This window comes from Micromonospora sp. DT63 (genome assembly GCF_049841615.1).
In the GTDB taxonomy this organism is placed as follows: Bacteria; Actinomycetota; Actinomycetes; order Mycobacteriales; family Micromonosporaceae; genus Micromonospora.
In genome coordinates this window covers 392,225-410,811 of record NZ_JBNCKQ010000006.1, presented here as the reverse complement: position 1 = coordinate 410,811, position 18,587 = coordinate 392,225, and the positions used below count along the sequence as shown (strand labels likewise).

Below are 18,587 nucleotides of genomic sequence, written 5' to 3'. Positions count from 1 at the left end.
CCTGAGCACAATGTCGACCATGTCGTCGCCGGTGGAGTTCCTCGAACTGCTCGCTCGCGAGGCCGCCGCGGTGGAGTTCGAGGGCCCGTTGGTGGCCGCGCGCGCCGCCGGGATGCCCGCCGACCGGCTGGCCGAGCTGGAGCAGGCCAAGACGGTGGCGCTGCGGGTCCGCGCGCTGCTGGAGCGCCGCCGCCGTCGGGAGACCGAGCTGTCCGGCCTGTACGACACGGTCAGCGACCTGGCGGGGCTACGCGACCTGGACGACGTGCTGCGGGCGATCGTGCACCGGGCCCGTAACCTGCTCGGCGCGGACGTGGCGTACATGACGCTCAACGACGACGAGCGCGGCGACACGTACATGCGGGTGACCGACGGGTCGGTTTCGGCCCGCTTCCAGCGGCTGCGGCTGCCGATGGGCGCCGGCCTCGGTGGCCTGGTCGCCCAGTCCGGCGCCCCGTACGTGACGGCCAACTACGGCGAGGACGCGCGCTTTCACCACACCGGGGAGATCGACGCGGGCGTGGGCGAGGAGGGCCTGGTGGCGATCCTCGGGGTGCCGCTGCGGCTCGGCTCCACCTCGATCGGGGTGCTCTACTCGGCCAACCGCTCGGCCCGGCCGTTCGCCCGCGAGGAAGTGGCGCTGCTGGTCTCCCTGGCCGCGCACGCGGCGGTGGCGATCGACACGGCCCGGCTGCTGGCCGAGACCCGCTCGGCGTTGGCCGAGTTGTCGGCGGCGAACACCACCATCCGGGCGCACAGCAGCTCGGTGGAGCGGGCCGCGGCAGCGCATGACCGGATGACGGCGCTGGTGCTGCGCGGCGGCGGGGTGGAGGACGTGGCCGCGGCGGTGACCGAGGTGCTGGGCGGGGCGTTGCTGGCGTTGGACGCCGAGGGCCGGTTGCTGGCCCGGGTCGGCGAGATCGACGAGCCGGACCGGGCGAACATCGTCGAGGCGGTGGCCGCCTCGCGTACGGAGGGACGCAGCGTGCGCCGCGGCCCGCTCTGGTACGCGGCGGTGGTGGCCGGTGCGGAGAACCTGGGCGCGCTGGTGCTGCGGCCCGATGACGAGTTGGTCGACGCCGACCAGCGGATCCTGGAGCGGGCCGCGCTGGTGACCGCGCTGCTGCTGCTGTTCCGCCGGACGGTGGCCGAGGCGGAGGGGCGCGTCCGTGGCGAATTGCTGGACGATCTGATCGCCCGGCCGCTGCGCGACACCGACGCGCTGCGCAGCCGTGCCCGCCGGCTCGGTGTGGACCTGGACGCGCCGCACGTGCTGGTGGCGGTGGGCGACGACGCGATCGCGGCGACCGGCTCGGCGCGGCAGCGGGTGCTCTCCTGGGCCACCACGTACGCCTCGGCGCGCGGTGGGCTGGCCGCGGCGCGCGACGGTCGGGTGGTCCTGATGCTGCCGGGCCAGGATGCCGGTGGCAGCGCCCGCGCGGTGGCCCGGGACCTGTCGCGGGTGACGGGCCGGCCGGTGACGGCCGGGGCGAGCGGCCCGTCGACCGGGCCGGGGACGTTGGCGGGGACGTTCCACGAGGCGGACCGTTGTCTCACGGCGCTGGGCGCGCTGGGCCGCGCCGGTCAGGGCGCCAGCACTGCGGAGCTGGGCTTCGTCGGTCTGCTGCTGGGCACTGTCGGTGACCGGGGTGAGCGGGACGTGGCCCAGTTCCTCACCGCCACGGTCGGGCCGGTGGTCGACTACGACGCCCGGCGCGGGACGGCGCTGGTGAAGACGCTGGAGGCGTACTTCGGGGTGGGCGGCAGCCTGGCCCGGGCGGCCGAGCAGTTGCACGTGCACGTCAACACGGTGACCCAGCGGTTGGAGCGGGTGGGGCAGCTGCTCGGCGCGGACTGGCAGCGCCCCGAGCGGGCGTTGGAGGTGCAGTTGGCGCTGCGCCTGCACCGCCTGCGCGCCCCGGCGGGCTGAACCCGCCGGGGGCACGCGGTCGGGTCAGCGAGCGCGGATGCCGTCGAGGACGGTGTCGACGACCTGCGCCGGAAGCTTCCGGCCGTCCAGGTCCGGGTTCCACTGAAGGACGCGTTGGATCAGCATCGGCCCGGTGAGCAGCGCCATGGTCACCTCGACGTCGATGTCGGGCCGTAGCAGCCCTTCCTCGATGCCGCGCCGCAGCACCTCGCGCATGAGCTGCCGTCGGGGCGCGATGATGTTCTGGTAGAGCTGGAACTGGTCCGGGCTGCGGTTCACCGCCGGCACCAGACACGGCATGATCTTCGACGCGCGGGGGTCGGCGTTCTGCCCGATCGCGCCGACCAGCAGGAGCAGGTCGTCGCGGACGGAGTCGCCGGCCGGCTGCGGCATGACGCCCTTGAGCCGGCGCAGCGCGTCCAGCAGCAACGCGTCCTTGCCGGCCCAGCGGCGGTAGATGGTGGCCTTGCCGACGCCGGCGCGGGTGGCGATCGCCTCGATCGAGAGCGCCTCGATGGTGCTGCCCTCGGCGAGCAGGTCGAGGGTCGCCTCGATGATCGCCTCGTCGGCACGGATGCTCCGCGGTCGCCCGGGCGACCGCGGAGCATCGGCGGTGGACGTCATGTCCGACATTGTCGCCGAACCTAGGCCGTGCCGGCCAACTCGGGCTCGGCGGCGGGGGCCGCCGACGCCGGAGCCAGGGCCTCGCGACCCGGCATCCACCGCAGCACCACGAGCATGCCCAGGGCCGCGACGATCGCGGACAGCGCCGCCGCCCAGTGCATGGCGGTGACGAAGGCGTCGTTGGCCGCCGAGATCAGCGTCGGCGCCGCCGGACCGAGCTGGCCGGCAGCCGCGTACGCCCCGGAGATCGACTCGTTGGCCGCGTCCTGTGCCTGCGCGGGCAGGCCGGTCAGCGCGTCGCCCACGTCACTGCGGTAGACCGCGGAGAGCACCGACCCGAGGACCGCCACGCCGAGCGCGCCGGCCACCTGGCGGACGGTGTTGCTCACCGCGGAGCCCACGCCGGCCTTCTCGCGGGGCAGCGCCGACATGATGGACTCGGTTGCCGGCGGCATGATGTTGGCCATCCCGACGCCCTGGATGAAGAAGACGACAAGCACGATCCAGATCGGGGTGGACGCCCCGATGAAGGCGAACGCGGCAAGCGCCACCACGGTCAGCCCCAGCCCCACGGCGGCGACCGCCCGGCCGCCGTAGCGGCGGACCATCGCGGCGCTGCGCGGCGCGAAGATCAGCTGGGCGCCGGCGAAGGGCAGGAAGAGCAGACCGGTCTGCAGCGGGCTGTAGTCGCGGACCAACTGCAGGTAGAACGAGCTGAAGAACATCACGCCCATCGCGGCGAAGAACACCAGGCCGACGATCGCGACCGGCGCGGCGAAGCGCGGCACCTTGAACAGCCGGACGTCCAGCGACGGGTGGTCGGAACGGAGCTCGTGCCGCACGAACCAGGCCAGCACGGCGAGGCCCACCAGGATCGAGCCCCAGGCCACCGGACGGTCGAAGCCGTGCTCGCCACCGTCGATGATGCCGTAGGAGAGGGCGACCAGGCCGACAACGGAGAGCAGGACGCCGAGCAGGTCGACGCGGCCGGGGCGCGGGTCACGCGACTCGGGGACGAGCAGCGCCACCAGGATCACGCCGGCGACGACCACCGGGACGTTGATCAGGAAGACCGAGCCCCACCAGAAGTGCTCCAGCAGCGTGCCGCCGAGGATCGGGCCGATCGCCACGGCGAGGCCGACCGCGCCGGCCCAGACGCCGATGGCCCGGCCGCGCTCACGCGGGTCGAACACGTTGGAGATGATCGAGAGCGTCACCGGCATGATGGCCGCGCCGCCGACCCCCATCAGGGCGCGGGCCGCGATGAGCTGCGCGGGGCTGTCAGCGTACGCGGAGAGCAGCGACGCCAGGCCGAACAGCGCCAGCCCGATCATCAGAAAGCGCTTGCGGCCGGCGCGGTCGCCGAGCACCCCGAAGGTGAACAGCAGCCCGGCGAAGACAAGCGTGTAGGAGTTGATGGACCACTCGAGCTCGCCCTGGCTGGCTCCGAGGCCGTGGACCGGGTCGGCCAGGGTGCGCAGGGCGACGTTGAGGATCGTGTTGTCGAGGACGACGACGAGGAGGCTGATCACCAGCACCCCCAGGATCGCCCACCTCCTCGGGTGTCCCGTGTTCTCGTGCAGTTCCATGCCCGGTTCTCCCCCCGGTTGCACCCGTCACGCAATACGATACGGGCCAGACTCGTAACGCGAACAGCCTACGGGCGGGCATTAACGATACGGAACCGATCCGTATCGTATGTGGTGCGCATCACGTCTGGTCCGCACCCCGATCGGGGGACACGACGTCGGCCCGAGACGCACCCGCCGAGGTTCAGCGGGGTCGCGTGGTGTCCAGGCAGGCGGCGACGGCGTCCGGCAGCGCGTCCAGGTGGATCGCCGGCGCGGCGAGCGGCTCGATCCAACCCGGCCCCGCGCCGTACACCCGCAGGCGCGGGAAGTCCCGGGCGAAGCGCACCAGACGGTACGCGCGGCCGGTGACCGGCGTCTGCGACCAGAGCACGACGGTGTGCGGGCGGGCCTGGTAAACCGCATTTGTCAACGCGGTCCAGGGCAGCGCGGGGCCGAGGTGAAGGCAGCCGCGCCCCTGTTCCCGCAGGGCGGCGGCGAGCGCGTGCAGGCCGAGGCTGTGCGCCTCCTGCTCGGCGCCGGCCAGCAGCACACCGCCGGTGGGCAGTGACCGGCCCGGCTCGCGCCGGTGCACGTCCAGCCCCACCCGGACGCCCTCGGAGAGGGCATGCTCGACGGCGATCTCGGCGGCCGTACGCCCCGAGAGCCTCGCCAGCAGCGGCCGGCACACCTGCTCCCACAGCGCCGGCACGCCCCACTCGTCGGCCAACTCCAGCATCAACGTGGCGACACGGTTACCGTCCAGGTCCTCGGCCGCCAAGAAGACACCCTTGTGCGCGGTCTGTACGGCGTCGGCCGGAATCGGATGGGTCAGCACCAGACGTACCCCCGGGTAGGCGTTCTCTACCCGGGGGTTCGTTGAAACGACGCACGGTGGATGCGCCGTCGCGGGATTTGCCGGCAACTGCGTGACGCACCCGCAGCCCACCGACGACGCCGGCCGGCGCCCCCGTCGAGGCGCCGGCCGAGCGTTTGTGCGTCCTTCAGCGCCGCCGGCACAGTCAGCGCGTGGGCCCCGATGTCAGCGCGTGGTCCGCAATTGGCGCATCGAGTCGTTGAGCTGCCGCTTCATCCAGCGAGCGGCGGGCCGTTCGATGAACCGGTGGATCAGCCAGGCGGCGATCAGCAGAGCGGCGATCAGCGTGGTGATCAGCAACCACGGCGACAGGTGGTCCTGGAGCCGGTCGATGACGGCGAGCCCGACCGTCTGGTGAATGAGGTACAGCGGGTAGGTCATGGCACCGGCCGTCGCGACCCAGCCCCACTTCACCCAGGAGAAGAAGTTGAGAGCGACCGCTGCCATCACCACGACGAAGGCTGTCACGATGACGGCCGTCGGCGCGAAGGCGACGTCGCGGGCCTGGGCCAGGCTGGGCAGCCGGGTCAGCGCGATCAGCAAGGAGAGGCCGACGATCGACCACAGCAGCAGGTTCGGGCCGAACCGGTAGATGAGGTAGAGGGCGATGCCCGCGATGAAGTAGCTGGAGTAGCCAGCCGCCACGACGGCGCTGAACCACGCGCTGCCGAACTTGGGCACGACCAGCGAGGCGACGGTCCAGATGGCGCAGAAGGCGACCACACCGCGGTAGGTCAGGCCGCGCGCCACGAGGATGGCGAAAAGGAGGTAGAAGATCATCTCGACGGTGAGCGTCCAGTACGACAGGTCGAGGTGCCGGATGCCGAGGAACTCCTGCATCATCGTCAGGTTGCCCACCACGTCGCGGAGCTTGAGGTCGACACCCCTCGGCACGGCCACGAGCACGGCGGCGGCCACCAGGACAGCGAACCAGTAAGCGGGGTAGAGCCGGACGACGCGGGAGACGAAGAAGTCACCGACGGAGCGTCCCCAGGCGCTCATGCAGATGACGAAGCCGCTGATGATGAAGAAGAGCTGCACGCCGAGGAAGCCGTACTTGGAGACGGAGTGCAGCAGCCCGAAGTGGGACGCGGCGGAGGGCTGCCACGCACCGACCTTGTCACCGATGAGGTGGTACGCGACGACCATGAGCGCAGCGCCGAGGCGCAGTCCGTCGAGGACCAGCAGGCGCGGCCGCCGCCCGCCCGCCGCCCGCTCGACGGCCGGCGCCACCACGCCGGCCTGCTGGGGCAGGTCCGCGCGTTGACCAGCCCGCATCGGCTCGGTGGTCTGCGCTGCGACCGCGTGCTCGTCCATCGCCTGCGTCATCGACGTCTCCTGGTGTTCGCGGCGGTTCCGTGCCGCTGTCGCCGTAGGGAATTGATCATGGGTTTGCGGTGCCGACGGGCGGCAGGACCGTCCGTTCCGCACGCGACCGCCAGTACAGCCACAACGCGGCGAGCGTGAAGAGCACCAGCGTCGTCGACACGTAGGGATCAACCGCGAACCGCTGGGCCAGCCCGTCAAACCGGTTAGCCTGCCAGATCAGGCCGCGCGGGGAGAGTCCGCCGTAATAGGGGCCCGGCCACATGAGAAACGGCGCGATCGCGGCTATCGCGACGATGCCGGCGACCAGACGTGCCGCGCCGTGTGAGCGACGCGCTACGTCGATCAACACCACCGCCATCGGGCCGATCCAGAGCCAGTAGTGCGACCAGCTGATGGGCGAGATGAGCAGCATGGTGAAGCCGACGACGACCATGGCCATCGCTTCCTCGCCGTGCCGCTGAAGCGCGGTGGCAAGGGCGAGGCCACCGACCAGCACGACCGCGACGGAGAGCATCCACCAGATGGTGTTCTGCTGGTCGGTTTCGAGCAGTCGGGCGGTGAACCCCTGCAGGGACTGGTTGCCGCCGTACCGCGGGCCGGAGGACATCAGCACTCGGTGCGAGTCGAACGCCCGCCCGGTCAGCCAGTAGTCGTACGAGCCGCCCGGCTGGATGATCGCGCCCAGCAGCGTGAGCCCGGCGAAGGTGCCGGTCGCGACGATGGCGGCCCGGATTCGCCGGGTGAGCAGCAGGTAGACCACGAAGAGTCCGGGCAGCAGCTTGGTCGCGGTTGCGACGCCGATGCCGACGCCCTTGAACCGGCTCCGGCCGGGCAGGGCGAGGTCCGCCACGACCAGCAGCAGCACGAAGATGTTGATCTGGCCGAGGTCGAGGTTGCGCTGCAGCGGCTCGGTCCAGAGCAGCACCGCGCCGACGGCGGCGACGAGACCGAGCCGGCCCCGGGTGCCCTCGTAGCCGAGCATCGTGGTGGTGAACCACAGGGCGAGGAAGATCGCTGCGATACCCACGATGTTCATGACGGTGAGCGCGGTCCGCGGATCGAGCAGCGTCAGCGGCGTCAGGAACGGCAGGGTGATCGGCGGATAGGTGTACGGAAGGGCGAGCGTGGTGTACCCGAGCTGGTAGACGGGCTGCCCATCGAGGAACGCGTGGGCGGCCCCGAGGTACATGTTGAAGTCCGTCCCCCGGAACGGGCGGTCGCGCACGAAAGCGCCGTACGCCGCGAGCGAGACGGCCAGCAGGGCCAGGCCCGGGAAGAGGAGCCAGTTCGGCAGGGGGGTCCGCTGGGGCGCGACGTGATCGGCCGGTACGTCGGTGGCGAGCCGACGGATGCGCTCTATGGTCATAGTGGGCTGGATGGTAGTCGGGTCGCCGCCCCCGTGGGTAACGACCCCTCGCGCCTTCGACGACCACCGTGTCCAAAAAGTTACGATCGGTTGCACCGCTGGCCGAGAGGGCTGCAAACTCCCTGGCAGGAGCGCATGACCGGCCTGGCGGCGAAGAGGCCGAGCCGGCGACCCGGGCTCGTCGCCCAGGCCACCGACGCACGCCAGAGCTATCCGCGGCGGGTGACGGCCAGGCGCCGGGCCAGGTCGGCCACGGTCCCCCAGATGCCGCGCCGGAACAGCACCACGACAAGGACGAAGATCCCGCCGGTCACCAGGCCGATCGCCTCGAACCCGGAGAACGACAACCAGTCCTCCAGCCGGACCACGATGCCGGCGCCGAGCACCCCGCCCCAGAGCGTGCCGATCCCGCCGAGCACCACCACGATGACCGCCTTGCCGGAGGTGGTCCAGTGCAGCACGTCCAGCGAGACGAACCGGTGGCCGACCGCAAACAGCCCGCCGCCCAGCCCGGCGATGAACCCGGAGAGCACGAACGCGGTGAGCTTGTAGCGGTGCACGGGGTAGCCCAGCGCACGGGCGCGGGCCGGGTTGTCCCGGATGCCGACGAGCACCCGGCCGAACGGCGAGTGCACGATCCGCCAGGCGGCGGCCAGGCCGAGCAGCACGATCGGCAGGATCGCGTAGTAGAAGTAGTAGTCGTCGGTCAGGTCCAGCCCGAAGAACGAACGGGGCACGCCCTGCAGGCCGTTCTCCCCCTGGGTCACCGAGCGCCACTCGTTGGCCACGTAGTAGACCATCTGCGCGAAGGCCAAGGTCACCATCGCGAAGTAGATGCCGGTGCGCTTGACCGCCAGGTAGCCGATCGGCACGGCCAGCAGAGCCGCGGCGAGCGCACCGGCCAGCACGGCGAGGGGGAACGGCAGGCCGGCGTGGATGGCCACCAACCCCGTGACGTACGCCGAGGTGCCCCAGAACGCGGCGTGCCCGAAGGACATCAGCCCGGTGAAGCCCAGCAGCAGGTCCACCGCGACGGCGAACAGCGCCCAGCAGAGGATGTCCACCGCGACCGCCGGATAGAGGCCGTTGGGCAGCCACGCCGCGACGGCCAGTCCGACGGCGAGCAGCGCGTACCGCACCCAGCCGGGAGCCCGGGCCACGGCGATCAACCCGGACGGCGGCGTCGTACGGGACGCGTCGGCGGCAGTGTCCACGGTGCTGGTCATGCGGGAGCCTCCTCACGACCGAACAGGCCGGCCGGGCGCCAGAGCAGCACGCCGGCCATCACGACGAAGACGATGGTCTGCGAGACGATCGGGAAGGCGGACAGGTACGCCTCACCCCACGCCTGCACGAGGCCGATACCGAAGCCGGCGGCGACCGAACCGAAGATCGAGCCCAGCCCGCCGATCACGACCACCGCGAACACCACGATGATCAGGTCGGCCCCCATCAGCGGGTTGACCGCGCGCATCGGAGCGGCCAGCACCCCGGCGAGACCGGCCAGCCCGATCCCGAAGCCGAAGACCGGTGTCACCCACCGCCCGACGTCGATGCCGAAGGCGCGGGTCAGGTCGGGCCGCTCGGTGGACGCCCGGACCACCATCCCGATCCGGGTGCGGGTGAGCACCCACCACACCGCGACGCAGAGCAGCACCGCGAAGCCGAGGATGAACACCCGGTAGGTCGGGAAGTCGAAGAGCCCGAAGTTGACCGACCCGCTCAACAGCGACGGGGTCTCGTACGGGCTGGACTGCACGCCGTAGCGCAACTTCACCAGATCCTGCAGGATCAGCGTCAGGCCGAAGGTGAGCAGGAAGTTGTAGAGCGGGTCGAGCTTCGTCAGCCGGTGGATAACGGCGCGCTCCAACGCCATGCCGAGCAGACCCAGCCCCACCGGCATGATCACCAGGGCCGCCCAGAACGGCACTCCCACCTCGGTGAGCAGCACGTACGCGCCGAACGCGCCGAGCATGTAGAACGCGCCGTGCGCGAAGTTGACCACCCGCAGCATGCCGAAGATGACGGCGAGCCCGAGGGCGAGCATGGCGTAGAACGCCCCGCTCACCAGCCCGTTGAACGTGTTCTGCGCGAAGCCGCTCACAGCCAGCCGCTCACAGCTTGCAGTCCGCCGAGGGCGCGCGGAACGCCTCCGCGGCGGGGATCGTCTTGAGCACCTTGACGTAGTCCCACGGCTCGGTGACCTCGGCCTGCGGCTTGACCTGGGCCAGGTACGCGTCGTGCACCACCCGGTGGTCCTCGGCGCGGATCTTGCCGTTGCGCAGGAAGACGTCCTCGATGGTCTTACCCTCCAGGCCCTTGACCACGGCGTCCGCGTCGTCGGTGCCGGCGGCCTGCACCGCCTCCAGGTACTGCAACGCCGCCGAGTAGTTGGCGGCGTGCGCGAAGGTGGGCCGCGTGCCGGCCTTCTGCTGGAACCGGTCGGCGAACTCCCGGTTCTTCGCGTCGAAGTTCCAGTACCAGGCGTCGGTGTACGTGGTGCCGGCCAGCGCGGCCGGGGTGAGCGAGTGGATGTCGGTGAGGAACATCAGCCCCACCGCGAGGCCGACGCCCTTGTCGCGCAGCTTGAACTCGTTGTACTGCTTCACCACGTTGACCAGCTCAGCGCCGGCCTGCATGGTGCCGAGCACGTCCGGCTTCGGGTTCAGCGTCGGCGCCTTGAGCAGGAAGGTGGAGAAGTCGCCGCTGGTGTTCGGGAACGGTGCGCCGTCCCTGCCGACGACAGTCCCACCGGCCGCCGTGATCGCGGTGGAGAAGCTCTTCTCCATGTCCTGACCGAAGGCGTAGTTCGGGTAGAGGATGTACCAGTTCTTGCCGATCTGCTCGGTGGTGGTCTTCCCGGTGCCGTTGGCCAGCATGTACGTGTCGTAGGCGTAGTGGAAGGTGTACCTGTTGCAGCTCTTGCCGGTCAGGTCGGTCGTCGCCGCGCCGATGTTGAAGTAGAGCTTCTTCTTCTCCTTGGCCACGTCGGCGACCTTCAGCGCGGCCGACGAGGTGGGCACGTCCAGGATGAGGTCGACGCCCTTGCGGTCGTACATCTCCTGGGCCTTGGAGTTGGCCACGTCCGGCTTGTTCTGGTGGTCGGCGGTCTCCACGGTGATGTTCCTGGTCACCGCCTTGTCGCCGTACTTCGCGGTGAAGTCGGCGATGGCCATCTCCACAGCCGTCACCGAGTTCTTGCCGGACAACTCCGAGTACGCCCCGGACTGGTCGTTGAGCACGCCCAGCACGATCTTGTCGCCGGTCAGCTTCTGATCGCCGCCCGCCTGGGGTCCACCGCCGCCGCAACCGGCGACCAGCAGCACCGCGGCCGACGCCGCGGCCACACCCACCGTCCTGCGCATGCCCACTCCATCCATGCCGCGCGCCGTCGCGCGGCTCGTCGTTGGAAAGAATCAGATCCCGAGGTACGCGAGCAGCTCGCGTTCGCGCGAGCGCACCTCGGAGTTGTCCATCGCCTCGGCGACACGTCCCTCGGCCAGCAGGTAGTGCCGGTCGGCGACACCGGTGGCGAAGTGCAGGTTCTGCTCGACGAGCAGCACGGTCACCCCGTGCCGCTTGGCCTCGCGCAGCAGGTCGCCGACCTGCCGCACCAGCAGCGGTGACAACCCCTCGGTGGGCTCGTCGCAGAGCAGCAGCCGGGCGCCCATGCGCAGCACCCGGGCCAGCGCGAGCATCTGCTGCTCGCCGCCGGAGAGCATGGTGGCCGCCGAGTCGCGCCGGGTGTACAGGGCGGGGAACGCCTCGTACACCCGTTCCAGCGGCCACGGGTCGGGGCCGACGGTCGGGGGCAGGGTGAGGTTCTCGGTGACGGTCAGGGTGGCGTAGCTGCCCCGGTCGTCGGGCACCCAGCCCAGCCCGAGGCGGGCCCGCCGGTGCGCGGGCAGCCTGGTGATGTCCCGCCCGTCCAGCTCCACCGTGCCGCGCTGGCCGGCGTGTAGCCCCATCACACAGCGCAGCAGGGTGGACTTGCCGGCGCCGTTGCGGCCCACCAGGGTGACCACCTCGCCGGCGGCGACCTCCAGGCCGACCTCCCGCAGCACCTGCGCCTCGCCGTAGAACGCGGAGAGGTTGTCAATGCGCAGCATCGGCGGCTCCCAGATAGGCGGTGATCACGCGCTCGTCGGCGCGGACCTGCTCGTACGGGCCCTCGACGAGGACCGTGCCGGCCTGTAGGACGGTGACGGTGTCGGCGAGCCGGCCGACCACGCTCATGTTGTGCTCGACCAGCACCACGGTCCGGCCCGCGCGAATCCGGCTGATCAGGTCGACGGTGCGGTCGACGTCCTCCAGGCCCATCCCCGCGGTCGGCTCGTCGAGCAGCAGCACCTTCGGGTCCAGCGCGAGAGCGATGGCCAGCTCCAGGGCCCGCTTGCGGCCGTACGCCAGCGCCGCCGACGGCGCCTGCGCCAGCTCGGCCAACCTCACCTCGGCCAGCAGCTCGTCGGCCCGTTCGGTGTAGCGGTCCAGCAGCTTCGCCGAACGCCAGAACCGCCAGCCCAGCCCGCTGGAGGACTGCAACGCCAGCGCGACGTGCTCGCGGGCGGACAGCTGCGGAAAGAGGCTGGTGATCTGGAACGAACGGGCCATGCCGAGCCGGGCGACCCGCTCCGGCGGCAGCCCCGTGATGTCCCGCCCGGCCAACTCGATCCGCCCGCCGCTGGGCGTGAGGAACCCGGTGAGCAGGTTGAACAGAGTGGTCTTGCCGGCGCCGTTGGGGCCGACGAGCGCGTGCACGCTCTCCGGGGCGACGTCCAGGTCGACCTCGTCGACCGCCCGGAAGCCCCGGAAGTCCCGGGTCAGCCCGCGGGCCGACAGGAGCGCTTGCCCGGCCATCGCCTCATCCTCCGCACGGTCGCGGCGACGGTCGATTCGGTGACCGTGGTCACAGGGCCGTCGCGTGGAGGAAACCTACGACCGGCCCCGCGAGTCGAACCATGTCGATGGACTCCACATTCGGCGAGCAGGGGACGTACGCGAACCCCACTCCCCTGTCCGGCCGACTTGACCCAACCTCCTAGGTTGATGATCCACACAGCCCAGCGGAAGGTCCCCACCCCATGCCCGTCGGCTTCACCATGGCGATCGTCTTCGCCGTCGCCCTGGCGGTCAGCGCCGTCCTGGCACTCGTCGCCCCCGCGCGGCCCCTGAAGCGGATGGCCGCCCTCGCGACGCTCGTCTTTCTCGCCCTCACCCTGCTGGTCGGTGTCACCTCCAGCGCCCACTCGGTGCCCATCCGCTCGGTCGGCATCGTCACCAGCTTCGGCAAGCCCACCGGCAAGGTGACCGGCTCCGGCCTGAAGTGGGTCGCCCCCTGGCAGAAGGTCGGCGAGTGGGACGCCGGCCGGCAGAAGTACGACCACATCGGCGGCAACAACTGCGTGCGCGTCCGCACCGGCACGCTCGCCGATGCCTGCGTCGAGGTGCTCATCGAGTGGCAGGTCAGGCCGGAGAACGCGCCGAAGCAGTTCATGGACTACAAGGGAGACTTCGACAGCTTCCGGGGCCAGCGGGTGGGTGTGCAGCTCGACAGCGCGGTCAACGACGCCTTCGCCGCGTACAACCCGCTGGAGAAGATCGACGCGCGGACCGGTGACCTCAACGTCGACCTGAAGCCGTTCGCGGCGAACATCAAGACCAGCGCGGACACCCGCCTCGCCAGTGACGTGGACATCCTCTCGGTGACCATCACGCGGGTGAACCACGACGACAAGACCGAGGGCAACATCAAGGCGTTCCAGGACAAGCTCGCCCAGACCCGCAACCTGGAGCAGGACCGCAAGAACGCCGAGATCTCCAAGCAGATCACCGAGACCAACGCGAAGGTCGACAAGGTCACCCGCTGCCTGGAGATCGCCGAGAAGAACGGCGCCAACCCGGGTCTGTGCATCAACCCGGGCATCGTCACCGGCAAGTGAGAAGAAGCCGGCCCACCCGTGGCGGGTGGGCCGGCGGCACGCTGGTGGATGCTCGGCTCACCAGGACGGCTCGTCCGCCCGGACGTGCCGCAGCGAGTACGCGGCGTCGGTGAAGGCGCCGCCCTGCCGGGCGGCGGGGTCGACCGGGTCGCGCGAACCGGGCACTCCGTCGGCGAAAACCTCCGCGTCGTCCACCGGCAGATAGCCGAGTTGCGCCCCGGCCGTGGTGTCCCAAAACGGGCACCCGATCGACCAGGACGAGGCGGCGCACCTCGTCGCGCAGGTGACGGCAGACCGCCGAACCAATGCGACCGGCGGCACCCGTGACGACGACAGTGCCCAGACGTGAACCCATGACGCCATCCTGCCGACCCGCACCGACAGGATCGCCGGTGCGGCGTGACCGTCGGACGGCCGCCCTCGCCCCGGGCCGGTCGAGCGGGTCAGCCCGGCCGGCTGGCGCCGGCGCGCTCCCACTGGCGGGGAGCGCTGATCGTGGCCCAGCTCGCGCCGAACGTCATCCGGCGCAGCGGTGACGCGATGCCGCAGAGGCTGAACCAGCCACGGGTCAGACCCACGGCGACCGGGTTGCTCATCAGGCCCTGGCGCAGGGTCCTCATGGCCAGGTCGACGCTGTGGAATCCGTACTCGCGCATCTCGGCCTCGTATCCGCCGATCGCGTCCAGCAGCGGCAGGTGGCCGCCGTCGGCCAACGACAACTGGCGGGTGAGCAGGGCGGCGTCGCGCAGGGCGGTGTTGGCGCCGTTTCCGCCGGCGGGCGGCATCCCGTGCACGGCGTCGCCGAGCACGGTGACCCGCGAGGGCGCCCAGGGCGCCGGACGGTCGGACGCCTGGAAGGGGAACGCGCTCACATCGCCCGGTGGGCACCTGTCGATCAGTTGGCGGAGCGCGGGATGCCAGTGGGTGATGAGCCCGGCGACGTACGCCTTCAACTGGGGGCCGTCGAGGCGCTCCGGACGCGACGGGAACAGGTCGTTGCGGGCGACGAACGCGCACAGCAGGTAGTCGTCCCCCACCGGCTTTTGGCGTTCGAACACCGACGTGAACAAAAAGTACGGCGCACCGGTCACGATGAGGTTCATGCCCTCGGCCAGCCGGGCGGGCAACCAGGCCCGGGTGTCGTCGTTCAGCGGCAGCTTGAGCCCGACGCCGACCGCGCCGGCGTCTCGCGCAGTGGCGGTCGGCAGGTACTGCGCCCGCACCCGGGAGTTGATCCCGTCGGCACCGACCAGGACGTCGCAGGTGGCGGCCGTCCCGTCGGCGAAGCGCGCGGTGGGGCGACCGTCAGCGGCGAGCTCGTACCGCTCGAATGCCTTGTCGTAGTGGACGACGTCGTCGAGTCCGTCGAGGAGAACCCCACGCAGCGTGTGACGGTCGACCGGATAGGCCCGTTCGGCGGGGTCGGGATCGTCGGGATACATGACCGAGTCCTCCACGAGCACCAGCGTGCGCAGGTCCGTGCCCAGGAAGCCGAAACCGCCGCCGGGCCGGCCCACGGTGTCGGTGAACGCCTGCCAGTGCGGGTCGGGCAGGCAGGCACGCAGCGACCGGCTGCCCGCCGGGTTGATCGCGAGCCGGTAGCGGTCCACCCGGTCGTCGCGGCGTCGGTCCCGCTCGTACACGGCGACGGTGATGCCGTGTTTACGCAGACCCTGGGCGAGGGCGAGGCCGCCGATGCCTCCGCCGACGATCAGCACGTCAGTCATGGGTGCGGCTCTCTGGTGCGAAGAGGTCGCAGAGTTGGTTGACTACCGACTCGGCCTTGTCGGGCCGCAGACGAATGCCTTTGACGGTGGCGATCACCAGCTCGACGCTGGCGGCGACGTCGAGGTTCACCGACCAGACGTGTCGCGCGACGCCCTCGGTGAAGATCGCGGCGAGCGCGTCCCGCCAACCCTGTTCGTCGCGTTCGATGTCGGCCCCGGTGGACTCGTCACGTCGCGCCCGAAGATCGAGCTCGTCCAGCACGATGAACAACTCGGGCCGTTGCGCGACAGCGGTGGCGATCTCGCTGAGGTGTTGCCGTAAGCGGGCTGCGGGTTCCAGGTCGTTGTGCATCGTCGCCTCGAATTGGCTGGTGACGTGCTCGAGCACTGCGGCGATCAGGTCGGCCTTGGTCCGGAAGTAGTGGTGCAGGGTGGAGTGGTCGATGCCGGCCGCGGCGGCGATCGGCCGCAGCCGGAACCCCTCGAAGCCCTCCTCGGCGATCGCCGAGAAGGCCGCGTGAATGAGCGCCTGCCGGCGATCGAGCCGTTCGGTCATCCTCCACCATCCCCCAACCAAGCAGTTGGTTGATAGTCCAGCATCTGTGTGTCACGCTGTCAACCACCTGGTTGATGGAGACCCTTCCCGTCCGGGTCGGACGAGCCGCACGTCGCCCGGCGCAGCGATCAGGGCTGGTCGGTCCCGAAAACGGTTGAGCGTCGGGTCGTCGACCAGCGAAGCTGCTGCGTGTGACTGATGCTTCCGAGCGTGCAGCGACGCCGGTGACCGTGGTGCGCGACGGAAAGCTGCGCGCGGCGGGGCTGCGTCTTGGCGACGCCATCGTCTACGACTGGGGATTTCACCTCGACAATCGACCGTACGAGCAGCGCAGCTTCGTACTGCTCGATGATGGGTTCCAGATCAATCAGCCGGTCCTGTTCCCACCCGAGCAGCAGGGCTGGTGGTACTGCGACCTGGTCCGAGTCATCGATCATGGGGACGTGGTCACTGTCGACGACCTGTGGATCGACGTGATCGTCGGACCCGGCGACCACCCCTACCGGGTCCTGGATCTCGACGAGTACGCCGTGGCAGTGCAGGACGGCTCGCTCAGCGTCGGTGAGGCGACCGAGGGACTCGTCCGTACGCAGCGTTTCCTTGACCGACGTCTCAACCGACGGCACGACCCGCAGCGCTCCTGGCCGGACTTCCCACCGGCCAGTATCACCGACCTGCTGCACGCCGTATTTCCTCAAGACTGGTCCCTCATCGACGCCGGATGAAGGCCGGTCCCGCTCAGCTGAGCCGGCTGACAGCGGCGACGAGGATCGGGCTGGGTGTTCGCCGGGACGGGCGGCCAGGTCACGCCACGGCACGCCCGTCCACAGCTTCCACCAGATCCCGTTGACGACCTGGCTGATCCCCTAGGCGTAGCTGAACAGCGGCGGGAAGACGAGGATCACGATCCAGGCCCACGCGGCGTACACCGGCAGGTAGCCGGTCTGCCACCGCTCCAGGGCGGCGAAGGGCGTACGCCGACGGAGGAAGCTCAGCAGGAGCCACGCCGACCACGCGAGGTTGACCAGCAGGATCACGTTCTCGCCGAGCGCCGCCGCCCGGTTGGGGGTGCCGCCGTAGTTGTCGGTGATGCGCCCGGTGATCTCCACCAGCACCAGCACGTCGATGGCGAGCGCGCTGACCACGAGCGCGAGCTGAAGCTTGTCGAACGCGCCGGGCGGGGCCAGCGGATCGCGGGCCGAGAGCGAGTAGAGCAGCAGCCCCAGCACCACGACGAGCAGGAGGTCGAACAGGATCAGCGCCTCGCGCTCGACGTCGATGCCGTGGCTGGTCCAGACGACGGCGACGAGGAAGGCGAGCAGGGCGGCGGTGAAGAGCGGGGTGAACAGTCGCGTGAGGACCGGCGCGATGTTCTCGACGACGCTCTGCTTGGCCTCGACGAGCCACCCGGCCACCACGACCGCGGCCGCCGCGCCGCAGGGCAGGAGCCACTGCGAGACGAAAGCCTCCGGGACGATCCCGATGGCCGCGAAGGTGTTGAACAGGAACGCGGCGAGCACGCCACCGCCGAGGGCCATCAGCACGAAGTAGATGAACCACTCGCCGGTGAAGCGGATGAAGTCCATCCGTCGACGCGATGAGCGCCAGTCGTCGGCGACGTAGGCAAGACCGACCACGAGCCACAGCGCGATCGGCAGGTGGACGCTGGTGACGACAAAGGACTGCGAGTCGCCCGCCAGCGGGTAGACGTTGGCGGCCACCGCGCCGAGCACGAACAGCGCCACCAGCGCCACGATCACCGCCGGCCGGGCTCTGCGACGCCAGGCGAGGAACGCCGCCAGCCAGGGCAGCGCGAACAGGGTGAAGTTGCGCGTGTAGAACGAGCCGTCATCGTCGAAGGTCAGCCCGAACAGCTCCGGCACCTTGACCGACGCCACCGCGCCGGCCGCCGCGCCGAGCATCACCCACAGGTCCCGCCGGGAACGCGCCCCGGCGGCCGGAGCACCGGAGTCGCCGGTCAGCACGAGCTGCTTCCAGAGCCGTTCCGAATGCTCGCGGGCGAACTCGCGGGACAGCTCGTCGAGACTGCCCATGCGCTTGACCGCGACCAGGAACGCCTCGTCCGAGCTCAGACCCGCCGCGACGAGTTCGTCGACCGAGCCACGGAGGTGGTCTTCCAACTCGTCGGCGTCCACCGACTGCAGCTCCCGACGCCGGAGCACGTAGCGACGCCACTGCGCGAACTGCGCTTCCAGCTCCTCGGGCCCGTCGTGCGCCGTCATGCCAGGCCCTCCAGCGGACGCACGGTCAGCGGCGTACGGTCGTGCCAGATCTCCTTGAGCGCGCCCACGACGGTGTCCCACTGTCGGCGCTGCTCGGCCAGCTCGGCCAGGCCCCGGTCGGTGATCCGGTAGTACTTGCGTTTGCGCTCACCGGCGACCGACTGCCAGCTCGCCTCCACATAGGCCAGACGCTCGAGCCGGTGCAGCAGCGGGTACAACAGCCCCTCGGTCCAGTCCAGCTCACCGCCGGACAGCTCGTTGATCCGCCGGAGGATGGCGTAGCCGTAGCTCTCCCCCTCGGCCAGGATGCCGAGCACCATCGGTGTCGCCGAAGCGGCCACCAGATCCTTAGCGACCTTCACGAGACCTCCCACCCAACCCTAGAAGTACGATGCATAGTACTGCTAGGTATTTCGCGAACGCAACGA

General features: G+C 70.4%; 18 protein-coding genes. 3 read left to right on the top strand and 15 right to left on the bottom strand.

All coding sequences use genetic code 11. The annotated features are described in order from the left end of the window. Window positions 1–10 precede the first annotated feature (10 nt). Window positions 11–1,930, top strand: coding sequence for a helix-turn-helix domain-containing protein (locus tag ACLQ27_RS23345; RefSeq protein WP_357497636.1), 1,920 nt, complete (start codon window positions 11–13; stop codon window positions 1,928–1,930). Between the two features lie 24 nt (window positions 1,931–1,954). Here the strand turns inward: ACLQ27_RS23345 and ACLQ27_RS23340 are convergent, their stop codons facing one another. From ACLQ27_RS23340 to ACLQ27_RS23295, 10 genes are all read right to left on the bottom strand, one after another. Then, window positions 1,955–2,563 (bottom strand): TetR/AcrR family transcriptional regulator, encoded by a 609-nt coding sequence (locus tag ACLQ27_RS23340; protein WP_357497634.1) that lies wholly within the window; start codon window positions 2,561–2,563, stop codon window positions 1,955–1,957. 11 nt (window positions 2,564–2,574) lie between these two features. After that, window positions 2,575–4,143 carry an MFS transporter gene (locus tag ACLQ27_RS23335; RefSeq protein ID WP_357497632.1) on the bottom strand — a complete coding sequence of 523 codons (1,569 nt, stop codon included), beginning with the start codon at window positions 4,141–4,143 and terminating at the stop codon, window positions 2,575–2,577. A gap of 184 nt (window positions 4,144–4,327) precedes the next feature. Continuing rightward, entirely contained in the window at window positions 4,328–4,960 is a 633-nt protein-coding gene (locus tag ACLQ27_RS23330) for a transcriptional regulator (RefSeq protein ID WP_357497630.1), read from the bottom strand. A 204-nt stretch (window positions 4,961–5,164) separates the two neighbouring features. Further along, entirely contained in the window at window positions 5,165–6,328 is a 1,164-nt protein-coding gene (locus ACLQ27_RS23325) for an acyltransferase family protein (protein ID WP_234583511.1), read from the bottom strand. Window positions 6,329–6,383: 55 nt separating this feature from the next. Continuing rightward, on the bottom strand, window positions 6,384–7,694 hold the full coding sequence (locus tag ACLQ27_RS23320; RefSeq protein ID WP_357575602.1) for a glycosyltransferase 87 family protein: 1,311 nt from the start codon (window positions 7,692–7,694) through the stop codon (window positions 6,384–6,386). Window positions 7,695–7,903: 209 nt separating this feature from the next. Next, the gene (locus ACLQ27_RS23315) at window positions 7,904–8,920 is read right to left on the bottom strand and encodes a branched-chain amino acid ABC transporter permease (RefSeq protein WP_357497626.1); all 1,017 of its coding nucleotides are present in this window, start codon (window positions 8,918–8,920) and stop codon (window positions 7,904–7,906) included. Next, complete coding sequence (locus tag ACLQ27_RS23310; protein ID WP_425868602.1) at window positions 8,917–9,798, bottom strand: branched-chain amino acid ABC transporter permease; 882 nt, start codon at window positions 9,796–9,798, stop codon at window positions 8,917–8,919. The genes ACLQ27_RS23315 and ACLQ27_RS23310 overlap by 4 nt, the downstream gene beginning before the upstream one ends. Window positions 9,799–9,808: 10 nt before the next feature. After that, the gene (locus tag ACLQ27_RS23305; RefSeq protein WP_357497622.1) at window positions 9,809–11,059 is read right to left on the bottom strand and encodes an ABC transporter substrate-binding protein; all 1,251 of its coding nucleotides are present in this window, start codon (window positions 11,057–11,059) and stop codon (window positions 9,809–9,811) included. A gap of 51 nt (window positions 11,060–11,110) precedes the next feature. Then, on the bottom strand, window positions 11,111–11,803 hold the full coding sequence (locus ACLQ27_RS23300) for an ABC transporter ATP-binding protein (RefSeq protein ID WP_357497620.1): 693 nt from the start codon (window positions 11,801–11,803) through the stop codon (window positions 11,111–11,113). Beyond that, window positions 11,790–12,551, bottom strand: coding sequence for an ABC transporter ATP-binding protein (locus ACLQ27_RS23295; protein WP_357575604.1), 762 nt, complete (start codon window positions 12,549–12,551; stop codon window positions 11,790–11,792). The genes ACLQ27_RS23300 and ACLQ27_RS23295 overlap by 14 nt, the downstream gene beginning before the upstream one ends. Before the next feature lie 224 nt (window positions 12,552–12,775). On the opposite strand from ACLQ27_RS23295, the gene ACLQ27_RS23290 reads away from it, so the two are divergent. Further along, the gene (locus tag ACLQ27_RS23290; RefSeq protein ID WP_234583518.1) at window positions 12,776–13,633 is read left to right on the top strand and encodes an SPFH domain-containing protein; all 858 of its coding nucleotides are present in this window, start codon (window positions 12,776–12,778) and stop codon (window positions 13,631–13,633) included. A 57-nt stretch (window positions 13,634–13,690) separates the two neighbouring features. Here the strand turns inward: ACLQ27_RS23290 and ACLQ27_RS23285 are convergent, their stop codons facing one another. The 3 genes from ACLQ27_RS23285 to ACLQ27_RS23275 all read right to left on the bottom strand — a co-directional run bounded on the left by ACLQ27_RS23285 (window position 13,691) and on the right by ACLQ27_RS23275 (window position 15,916). Next, window positions 13,691–13,828 carry a hypothetical protein gene (locus tag ACLQ27_RS23285; protein ID WP_425868600.1) on the bottom strand — a complete coding sequence of 46 codons (138 nt, stop codon included), beginning with the start codon at window positions 13,826–13,828 and terminating at the stop codon, window positions 13,691–13,693. A gap of 248 nt (window positions 13,829–14,076) precedes the next feature. Next, the gene (locus ACLQ27_RS23280) at window positions 14,077–15,360 is read right to left on the bottom strand and encodes an FAD-dependent oxidoreductase (protein WP_425868598.1); all 1,284 of its coding nucleotides are present in this window, start codon (window positions 15,358–15,360) and stop codon (window positions 14,077–14,079) included. Beyond that, the gene (locus tag ACLQ27_RS23275; RefSeq protein ID WP_425868596.1) at window positions 15,353–15,916 is read right to left on the bottom strand and encodes a TetR/AcrR family transcriptional regulator; all 564 of its coding nucleotides are present in this window, start codon (window positions 15,914–15,916) and stop codon (window positions 15,353–15,355) included. The genes ACLQ27_RS23280 and ACLQ27_RS23275 overlap by 8 nt, the downstream gene beginning before the upstream one ends. 191 nt (window positions 15,917–16,107) lie before the next feature. Here ACLQ27_RS23275 and ACLQ27_RS23270 point away from each other — a divergent pair, with 191 nt between their 5' ends. Continuing rightward, the gene (locus ACLQ27_RS23270) at window positions 16,108–16,641 is read left to right on the top strand and encodes a DUF402 domain-containing protein (RefSeq protein WP_357575608.1); all 534 of its coding nucleotides are present in this window, start codon (window positions 16,108–16,110) and stop codon (window positions 16,639–16,641) included. Window positions 16,642–16,782: 141 nt separating this feature from the next. On the opposite strand, the gene ACLQ27_RS23265 is transcribed toward ACLQ27_RS23270, so the two are convergent. Then, window positions 16,783–18,159, bottom strand: a complete 1,377-nt coding sequence (locus ACLQ27_RS23265) for a permease prefix domain 1-containing protein (RefSeq protein WP_357575609.1) — start codon at window positions 18,157–18,159, stop codon at window positions 16,783–16,785. Next, window positions 18,156–18,521: a PadR family transcriptional regulator gene (locus ACLQ27_RS23260; RefSeq protein WP_234583526.1), complete on the bottom strand. Its 366-nt coding sequence runs from the start codon at window positions 18,519–18,521 to the stop codon at window positions 18,156–18,158. The genes ACLQ27_RS23265 and ACLQ27_RS23260 overlap by 4 nt, the downstream gene beginning before the upstream one ends. Window positions 18,522–18,587 lie beyond the last annotated feature (66 nt).

Excerpts from the sequence above, each read along its gene's own strand:
- ACLQ27_RS23305 (WP_357497622.1), bottom strand. The coding sequence starts at position 11,059 with ATGCGCAGGACGGTGGGTGTGGCCGCGGCGTCGGCCGCGGTGCTGCTG.
- ACLQ27_RS23315 (WP_357497626.1), bottom strand. The coding sequence starts at position 8,920 with ATGACCAGCACCGTGGACACTGCCGCCGACGCGTCCCGTACGACGCCG.
- ACLQ27_RS23280 (WP_425868598.1), bottom strand. The coding sequence starts at position 15,360 with ATGACTGACGTGCTGATCGTCGGCGGAGGCATCGGCGGCCTCGCCCTC.
- ACLQ27_RS23345 (WP_357497636.1), top strand. The coding sequence starts at position 11 with ATGTCGACCATGTCGTCGCCGGTGGAGTTCCTCGAACTGCTCGCTCGC.
- ACLQ27_RS23275 (WP_425868596.1), bottom strand. The coding sequence starts at position 15,916 with ATGACCGAACGGCTCGATCGCCGGCAGGCGCTCATTCACGCGGCCTTC.
- ACLQ27_RS23335 (WP_357497632.1), bottom strand. The coding sequence starts at position 4,143 with ATGGAACTGCACGAGAACACGGGACACCCGAGGAGGTGGGCGATCCTG.
- ACLQ27_RS23265 (WP_357575609.1), bottom strand. The coding sequence starts at position 18,159 with ATGACGGCGCACGACGGGCCCGAGGAGCTGGAAGCGCAGTTCGCGCAG.
- ACLQ27_RS23295 (WP_357575604.1), bottom strand. The coding sequence starts at position 12,551 with ATGGCCGGGCAAGCGCTCCTGTCGGCCCGCGGGCTGACCCGGGACTTC.
- ACLQ27_RS23325 (WP_234583511.1), bottom strand. The coding sequence starts at position 6,328 with ATGACGCAGGCGATGGACGAGCACGCGGTCGCAGCGCAGACCACCGAG.
- ACLQ27_RS23340 (WP_357497634.1), bottom strand. The coding sequence starts at position 2,563 with ATGTCGGACATGACGTCCACCGCCGATGCTCCGCGGTCGCCCGGGCGA.
- ACLQ27_RS23320 (WP_357575602.1), bottom strand. The coding sequence starts at position 7,694 with ATGACCATAGAGCGCATCCGTCGGCTCGCCACCGACGTACCGGCCGAT.
- ACLQ27_RS23290 (WP_234583518.1), top strand. The coding sequence starts at position 12,776 with ATGCCCGTCGGCTTCACCATGGCGATCGTCTTCGCCGTCGCCCTGGCG.
- ACLQ27_RS23300 (WP_357497620.1), bottom strand. The coding sequence starts at position 11,803 with ATGCTGCGCATTGACAACCTCTCCGCGTTCTACGGCGAGGCGCAGGTG.